Origin of the sequence: Pseudomonas sp. MYb60, assembly GCF_002979555.1 — a bacterium.
Lineage (GTDB): Bacteria > Pseudomonadota > Gammaproteobacteria > Pseudomonadales > Pseudomonadaceae > Aquipseudomonas.
This window is the reverse complement of the sequence record NZ_PCOZ01000043.1, coordinates 1-1,317: the sequence shown is the minus strand read 5'-3', so window position 1 is coordinate 1,317 and position 1,317 is coordinate 1. Positions and strand designations below refer to the sequence as shown.

The window sequence follows — 1,317 nt, the reverse complement described above, 5'->3', positions numbered from 1 at the left end:
TGGTGATCCTCGGCAAACAAGCCATCGACAGCGACAACAACCAGACTGGCCAGATGCTGGCTGCACTGACCGGTTACGGCCAGGGCACCTTCGCGTCCAAAGTCGAAGTGAGCGGCGACAGCGTTGCCGTGACCCGTGAAATCGACGGCGGCGCACAGACCGTTTCGTTGAAACTGCCGGCCATCGTCACCACCGACCTGCGTTTGAACGAGCCGCGCTACGCGTCCCTGCCGAACATCATGAAAGCCAAGAAGAAGCCGCTTGAGTCCCTGACTCCGGATGCCTTGGGCGTTTCCACCGCCTCCACCAACAAGACCGTAAAAGTTGAAGCACCGGCTGCACGCAGCGCGGGCATCAAGGTCAAGTCTGTTGCCGAGTTGGTCGAGAAACTGAAAAACGAAGCGAAGGTGATCTGACCATGACTATCCTCGTAATCGCCGAACACGATAACAAGGTGCTGGCCCCGGCCACCCTGAATACCGTGGCCGCTGCCGCCAAAATCGGTGGCGACATTCACGTGCTGGTAGCAGGCCAAGGCGCTGGCGCCGTGGCTGAAGCCGCTGCAAAAATCGCAGGCGTGAGCAAAGTCCTGAACGCTGACAATGCCGCCTACGCGCATCAACTGCCGGAAAACGTCGCGCCTCTGATTGCAGAGCTCGGCGCCGGCTACAGCCACATCCTGGCTGCCGCCACTTCCAACGGCAAAAACATCCTGCCACGCGTTGCTGCGCAGCTGGACGTTGACCAGATCTCCGAGATCATCTCGGTCGAAAGCGCCGACACCTTCAAGCGCCCGATCTACGCCGGTAACGCCATTGCCACCGTGCAATCGACTGCCTCGGTAAAAGTCATCACCGTGCGTGCCACCGGTTTCGACCCGGTTGCCGCTGAAGGGGGTTCGGCTACCGTTGAAGCTGTTGCAGCTGCCCACGATGCTGGCACTTCCAGCTTTGTTGGCGAAGAGCTGGCCAAGTCGGACCGTCCTGAGCTGACCGCTGCCAAGATCGTCGTGTCCGGCGGCCGTGGCATGCAGAACGGTGACAACTTCAAGCACCTGTACGCCCTGGCCGACAAGCTGGGCGCTGCGGTCGGCGCTTCCCGCGCTGCCGTCGACGCAGGTTTCGTACCCAACGACATGCAGGTCGGTCAGACCGGCAAGATCGTTGCGCCGCAGCTGTACATCGCCGTCGGTATCTCCGGCGCGATCCAGCACCTGGCCGGTATGAAAGACTCCAAAGTGATCGTCGCGATCAACAAGGACGAAGAAGCACCGATCTTCCAGGTGGCCGATTACGGCCTGGTGGCGGACTTGTTCGA

At 60.8% G+C, this 1,317-nt stretch carries 1 protein-coding gene and 1 pseudogene; both read left to right on the top strand.

The window, feature by feature from the left end:
- A pseudogene (locus CQ041_RS26095) lies at window positions 1–416 on the top strand (electron transfer flavoprotein subunit beta/FixA family protein); the annotation flags it as partial.
- A gap of 2 nt (window positions 417–418) precedes the next feature.
- Window positions 419–1,317: electron transfer flavoprotein subunit alpha/FixB family protein (locus tag CQ041_RS26090; protein ID WP_105649065.1), on the top strand; the 899-nt coding region annotated here is incomplete at its 3' end.